Genomic DNA, 6,013 nt, shown 5'->3' on the forward strand with positions numbered 1-6,013 from the left:
GCTCCGATGCCGACCGCGAGACTAAATCTAGCGACAAAATCTAATTACGCAAGGAACTCGTTGCGCGATAAGGTCACGGCATGCCGCCACACCGTCGAACGAGCGCCGAGACACTGCTCGCGCACGCCTTCGACGCTGGCGCCTTCACCGCGACCGAGGCCATCGACGCCACCGGCCTGACCCGCTCGACCGTGCTGGCCGCGTGCGAGGAACTCGTCCGGCTCGGCTGGCTCCACGAGCTCGACGACGCCCGTGCCGCCGGGGAGTACCGGATCGGTCGGCCCGCCCGGCGCTACGAACTCGACACCGCCGCCGGGGTCGTCGTCGGCGTGGACGCCGGACAGCACCGGGTCACCGCCATCGTCGCCGACCTGCGCGGCACCGTGCTCGGTCGCGCCGAAGGGGCACTCGGTGAGTCGGGACTCGAGGTCCCCGTCCGGCTCGCAGTCCTCGCCGACACCGTGGACGACGCGCTCGCCGCCGCCGGAGCCGACCGCTCCCGCGTTCTGGTCACCGTCGTCGGCATCCCCGCGCCGGTCGACGCCGGCGGGGCATCGCCGGACGACGGCGGCTTCTGGGACCGGATGAACCCGGGCTTCGCCGGCGCCGTCCGGCACGGCCGCGTCGTCGTCGAGAACGACGCGAACCTCGCCGCGCTCGCCGAGCGGCCGTCCTCGGGGGACGCCTCGTTCGCCGCGCTGCTCTCCGGCGAGCGGTTCGGCAGCGGCCTCGTGGTCGACGGTGTGCTGCTCCGCGGTGCGCACGGCGGCGCGGGGGAGATGCGCGTGCTCGACATCGTCCAGGGCGTCGGGTCGTCGGACGGCATCGGCGCGACGGCGCGGACGCTGGTCGCCGAGGCGGTCGCTGCGGGCGAGGTCCGGCCGGGCAGTCCGCTCGCGGTGGACGCCGGTGCCTCCGCCGTGTTCCGCGCGGCGCAGGACGGCGACACCGTGGCGCTGGCGATCGTCGACCGCCTCGGCGACCGACTGGCCCGCGTCTGCGTCCTGCTCGCCAGCCTGCTCGACATCGACCGCGTGGTCGTCGCCGGTGCGATCGCCCAGCCCGCCGTCGCCGTCATCGACCGTGCCCGCGCGCTGCTCGACGGCTGGCACTTCGACCCCGTGCCCGACCTGGTGGCGTCGACGCTCGGCGGCGACGTCGTCGTCATCGGGGCCGTCGCCCACGCGGTGGACGCGGTCCGTGCCGACCCGCTGTCGTTCCCCCTGGGCGGTGCCGACCGGATCAGTGTCGACGATCGAGCGGCAGTTCCCGCTCCCGATCCCAGTCCTCGGTCCACCCGAGCCGGTCGAACAACGCATCCAGCAGCATCGCGGTGAACCCCCACACCAGGTGGTCGTCGTGGTGGTCGTCGTCGTCGTGGTCGCCGTGCTCCGCATCGACGGTGAAGCCCGGCCCGCGCCACTCCTGACCACCGCGTCGGATCACCGTGACCCCGCGGTTCGCCGGGTCGAGCAGGTCCGCCACGGGGACCCGGAACACCGCGGCCGACTCGCGCTCGTCGACGACCCGGATCGGAGACGGCTCGCGCCACCACCCCAGCACCGGGCGCACCAGGTGGTTCGAGAACGCCAGCGGCACCGCGGGCAGCGTGCCGAGGACCTCGACGCCCGTCGGGTCGAGCCCGGTCTCCTCACGCGCTTCGCGGAGGGCTGCGGCGACGGCGTCGACATCGCCCGGGTCGATCCGTCCGCCGGGGAACGCGACCTCGCCCGGGTGCGCGCGCAGGGTCGTGGCACGCGCGAGCAGCAGGACGTCGAGGTCGCGTGGGACGTCGGCGGCGACGGCCGGGCGGTCGTTGGGGGTGCGGTCGAGCGTGCCGAAGAGCATCAGGACGGCGGCGTGCCGCGGGCTGGACGAACCGGTGAGTTCGCCCGCCACGGGCCCGGCATCCGCCCACCCGTTCGCTGCGACGGTCGCGAGTGCCGCCCGTGCTCGCCCCTCGTCGTCCATCACCCGCCCACCCTAGGCGCGCGGCGCTGGTGGCCGTGCGCCGTGCTTCGTGCGTCCGCGTCGTGCTTCGTGAGCAGAAATGGTCGGGTCGGGAATCGGCACTCGACCATTCCTGCTCACGAAGTCGCCGAAGGTGCCCGAACGCAGTCAGCCGGACCGGCCCGCGCGCCAGTACCCGGTGAAGGCGATCCGCTCCTTCGGGATGCCCGCGCCGACCCAGTGCCGTCGTGCTCCGCCGGCGAGGGACTGCTCGCCGGCGACCCAGGCAGCGTGGTCGGGGCTCACCGACGATCGGGTGACCGCGTCGAGCGCCGCGGCTCCGGGACGTCGACCGGGTTCGCGGGTGATCCACGTCACGTCGATGCCGGTCGGCGCATCGATGGTCCGCACGTCGGCGTCCGTCGGGACCTCGAGGATCGCGGTGCCCTTGGTCGAACGGGGGAGCGACTCGAGGATCCCGGCTGCAGCGGGCAGGGCGCTCTCGTCCGCGACGATCACGATCGGACGACCGAGGGCGTCCCGGTCGAAGCCGATGCCCTCGTCGATGAGCCCGGCCACGTCGCCGGGCTGTGCGCCGAGTGCCCACCCAGCCGCGGTCGGTCCGGTCGGTGCGTGGTCGTCACCAGTGCCGTGCACCACGAAGTCGACGTCGAGCTCGTCGCCCTGGTGCAGTCGGCGGAGGCTCCGCACGGTGTAGCTGCGGAGGATCGGTCGGCTCGCCTTCGCCATCGTCAGGAACTTCAGGTAGCTCACGGTGTCGAGCTTCTGCGGGGCCCGCGTGAGGTCACCGCCGTCCACCGGCAGGAACAGGCGGAACCACTGGTCGTAGCCCATGTGGGTGAATCGGCTCAGGTCGTCGCCGCCGAACACAACGCGGATGAAGGACGGCGAGATCCGTTCGGTCCGCACGACGTGCAGGGTGAGGAGCTCGACGCGTTCCGGCTTCGTGCGGGTCGCCTGCATGTTCGTCCGTGCCATGTAGGTAAGGCTAACCTAACTAATACTCGAGCGGGAAGGCTCAGCCGACTCCCGGGCACCGTCGGCATGGTGGAGGAACCGAGGACCACTCGAACATTCGACGAGGAGACACCGTGGACCGCTTTCGACGACTCCCGCTGCCGGCACTGCTGCCCATCGTGTTCGTCCTGGTCGGCGGACTGTACTTCGCCATCGGTCTGGCTTCGAACCCCGACGGTGGCAGTCTGGCCGCTCGCGCGATCGGATCGCTCTTCTACGCCGTCTTGATGACGGTGTTCTTCGGCTTCCTCATCGCCTACCGTCGCCGCCGAGCGGGTGGCACCGAGGGTGCTGCCGCGATCCAGCGAGCGGTGCGCTCCGGAGACCTGCCGGACGACGTCGACCACGTCGTGTGGACCCGCGAGCTCGAGTCGACCCGTAAGCGGTACCGGAACAACCGGGTCATCGTCCCGATCATGGTCGTCGTCTTCGCGGCCTTCTCGGTGTGGGCAGCTCTGACGGTCAGCCCGTTCTGGTGGGCGATCCTGGTGCTGTTCATGGGGATGTGCGCGTACTCCGTCTGGGAGACCCGACGGGCACTGCGGAACATCGACCACCTGCTGGCCACCCTGCGCGGAACCTGGACCGTCCCGCAGTCCAGCAGCCCGTGACCCAGCGCGTCCCGAGTCCGGAGCGGCGCTGGAACCACAACACGCACTTCCACGCCCGGGTGCTCGATGCCGTGCCGGACGGGGGGAACACCGCCCTGGACGTCGGGACCGGCAACGGTCTGCTCGCCCGTGACCTGTACGACGCGGGGCTCGACGTCACGGCGATCGACCTGAATGGGGACGTCCTGCGGGCCACCCGCAGCGCGAACGCCAACACCGGGATCCACTGGCTGCACGGTGACGTGATGGGACACGACTTCGGTCAGCAGTTCGACGTGGTGGCCTCGGTCGCGACGGTGCACCACCTGCCGGACCTGTCAGCCGGGCTCGCTCGCCTCGCAGACCTCACGGCGCCGGGCGGCACCCTGGTGGTCGTCGGACTCGCGAAGCCCACCCGGCTGCGTGATCACGTGCTCGGGTTGGCGGGTGTCGCGCAGCATCGTTGGTCCTCATGGCGGCGCGGTTACTGGGAGCACTCCGCGCCGACGTGCTGGCCACCACCGCATTCGTACGCCCAGGTCCAGCACATCGCGCATGCGGTCCTGATGGGGTCCGAGTACCGCCGACACCCGCTGTGGCGGTACGTGATCACGTGGCGCCGGCCGCGCTGACGCACGGGTGAACTGACGGCGCCGGGATTCACCAGACGTCGCGGTACGAGATCTCCATGTGCTCGGTCGACACGGGTGTCAGTTCGAGATCGAGCCCAGCGGCTCCCACCTGGCGCAACACCTCCGCCGGCACAACGAAGGTGTTCTCCTTGTGGTCGGTGATGAGGGACACCGACAGGCTGACCACGTAGCCCTCCTCGCGCAGACGCGCGAAAAGGTCCGCCGCGTTCTCTGGCAACAGCTGCAGGACCCACTGCACACGCCCCCAAGGGTCCTGCCCGTGGTCGGCGCGGATCTCGTCGACGTGAACGACGCTGAACACGTTCCAAATCGATACGTCGAACACGCGGGGCCCCTCACCCTTGAGGTCGCCGATCTCGTACTGTTCGTCGGGCCTGACACCCAGGAGCTGTGTCACGTGCTCCGAAGAGCCCCGCTGGCCATGGATGTTCAGCTCCACCTGGATGTTCTTGATCACTCCGGCAGTGTCCCACTCGGGCTGCGCCGAGATCGCGGCGGGCTCTCCCCGTGGATGCGCCGGACTTCCACCAGCCGTGGTGTGCGCTGAGGATCGGCCAACGGACAGCGCGCACCTACACTCTCCATCGTGAGTAGACGGAGCCCGGGGCCACGCTTCTTCCGACGCCCGAAGCCCTTCGCCGGCGGGGAGGTCTGGATCGTCCAGCACGACGAGTCACCGGACAACACGGTCCTCGGCGTCTTCGCCACAGACGACGAGGCGTACGCCTTCATGGACACGGTCAAGGACGACTACGAGAACGGCGTGATCTGCTCGAGCTTCTCGATCCCGTACCGGTCCACCGACGGCGCCGTTCGGTATCAGGCCATGGACTGACGTCGACCTCGGTCGGCCTGTCGGCCACCCTGCGAGCGAGGCGCCAATGAGCAGAAGACGTCGGGTCCCTGGTGGGGACCCGACGTCTTCTGCTCACTCTGTGGGCCGAACGCTCACTCCGTGGTGGAGACCCAGTCGATGAGCAGGTTGCCCTGGTCGCCCCAGTTGCCGACCTGGAACATGAAGCGGTGCGGGGTCGTCGGTACGTCGTGGGTGATCGTGTCGAGGACCTTGCCGTCGACGCTGTAGGTCACCGACTGTCCGGGCACCCAGTCCACCGTGTAGGTGTGCCAGTCGCGCCACGAGACGCCGGTGCCGATCTGGACGCGGTCGGCTTCCTTGCCCGGGGTCATCGAGTGGTGGAAGGCCGAGGGGCTGTCCTCGAAGTTGCCCTCGGGGAAGTCGATCTCGCCGTCGGACCAGGTGCCCGACGTCGGCCACAGCATGAACGCCGCGCCGTTGCCGTCGCCACCGGTCGCCTTGGCGCGGACGGAGAACGAGCCGCCGACGTGCTCCCAGGCTCCGGCGGAGGAGCCGAACGTGCCGGCCGCCCCCGCTCCGGTGCCGAGGGCGACGTCCATCACGCCGTCGTGCACCGAGACGGTCTTGCTCGGCGCGTAGATGCCGGAGGTGCCGTCGGGGTAGGGCTGCCACGACTGCGGGTAGAGCCGCGAGACGAGGCCGGTGACGGCGTCGGTGGTGAAGTCCTCGACGAACGAGGCGGCCGGCGCAGCGGAGGTGTCGGCGACCTCGTCCTGCGGTTCGGCCGCGTCGTCGGCGTCCGACTCCGCGGCTTCGGCGTCGTCGGTGGGCGCAGCCGCCTCGGGTTCCGCGGTCGGGGTGGTGTCCTCGATCGGCGCGGCCTCGGCGGTCGGCGCGGGCGTCTCCGTCGGCGTCGTGTCCGACTCCTCGTCGTCTGACGGGGCCGGGGTCGCAGTGTCCGAGGG

The 6,013-nt window shown here is 70.7% G+C and carries 8 protein-coding genes; 4 read left to right on the plus strand and 4 right to left on the minus strand.

Going from position 1 to position 6,013, the window contains the following annotated elements:
- The first annotated feature begins 80 nt into the window (after positions 1-80).
- The gene (locus tag GVL05_RS06675) at positions 81-1,337 is read left to right on the plus strand and encodes an ROK family protein (RefSeq protein ID WP_159572414.1); all 1,257 of its coding nucleotides are present in this window, start codon (positions 81-83) and stop codon (positions 1,335-1,337) included.
- On the opposite strand, the gene GVL05_RS06680 is transcribed toward GVL05_RS06675, so the two are convergent.
- Together GVL05_RS06680 and GVL05_RS06685 are read right to left on the minus strand one after the other, a co-directional pair.
- Complete coding sequence (locus GVL05_RS06680) at positions 1,243-1,974, minus strand: CoA pyrophosphatase (protein ID WP_235035884.1); 732 nt, start codon at positions 1,972-1,974, stop codon at positions 1,243-1,245. The two genes, GVL05_RS06675 and GVL05_RS06680, sit on opposite strands and share 95 nt — an antisense overlap.
- A 144-nt stretch (positions 1,975-2,118) precedes the next feature.
- Positions 2,119-2,949: a siderophore-interacting protein gene (locus GVL05_RS06685; protein WP_185040922.1), complete on the minus strand. Its 831-nt coding sequence runs from the start codon at positions 2,947-2,949 to the stop codon at positions 2,119-2,121.
- 113 nt (positions 2,950-3,062) lie between these two features.
- Between GVL05_RS06685 and GVL05_RS06690 the strand changes: the two genes are divergently transcribed.
- Both GVL05_RS06690 and GVL05_RS06695 read left to right on the plus strand, forming a co-directional pair.
- A complete protein-coding gene (locus GVL05_RS06690) occupies positions 3,063-3,599 on the plus strand; it encodes a hypothetical protein (RefSeq protein ID WP_123672453.1) in 537 nt (178 codons plus the stop codon).
- On the plus strand, positions 3,596-4,210 hold the full coding sequence (locus tag GVL05_RS06695; RefSeq protein WP_159572416.1) for a bifunctional 2-polyprenyl-6-hydroxyphenol methylase/3-demethylubiquinol 3-O-methyltransferase UbiG: 615 nt from the start codon (positions 3,596-3,598) through the stop codon (positions 4,208-4,210). The genes GVL05_RS06690 and GVL05_RS06695 overlap by 4 nt, the downstream gene beginning before the upstream one ends.
- Positions 4,211-4,238: 28 nt before the next feature.
- Here the strand turns inward: GVL05_RS06695 and GVL05_RS06700 are convergent, their stop codons facing one another.
- The gene (locus GVL05_RS06700; RefSeq protein WP_159572418.1) at positions 4,239-4,688 is read right to left on the minus strand and encodes a DUF4279 domain-containing protein; all 450 of its coding nucleotides are present in this window, start codon (positions 4,686-4,688) and stop codon (positions 4,239-4,241) included.
- 129 nt (positions 4,689-4,817) lie between these two features.
- Between GVL05_RS06700 and GVL05_RS06705 the strand changes: the two genes are divergently transcribed.
- Positions 4,818-5,066, plus strand: a complete 249-nt coding sequence (locus tag GVL05_RS06705; protein WP_235035885.1) for a hypothetical protein — start codon at positions 4,818-4,820, stop codon at positions 5,064-5,066.
- 113 nt (positions 5,067-5,179) lie between these two features.
- On the opposite strand, the gene GVL05_RS06710 is transcribed toward GVL05_RS06705, so the two are convergent.
- On the minus strand, positions 5,180-6,013 hold an 834-nt coding region (locus GVL05_RS06710; RefSeq protein ID WP_327785633.1), incomplete at its 5' end, for a glycoside hydrolase family 16 protein.

It is taken from the genome of Curtobacterium sp. 18060 (genome assembly GCF_902706105.1).
Classification (GTDB): Bacteria; Actinomycetota; Actinomycetes; order Actinomycetales; family Microbacteriaceae; genus Curtobacterium.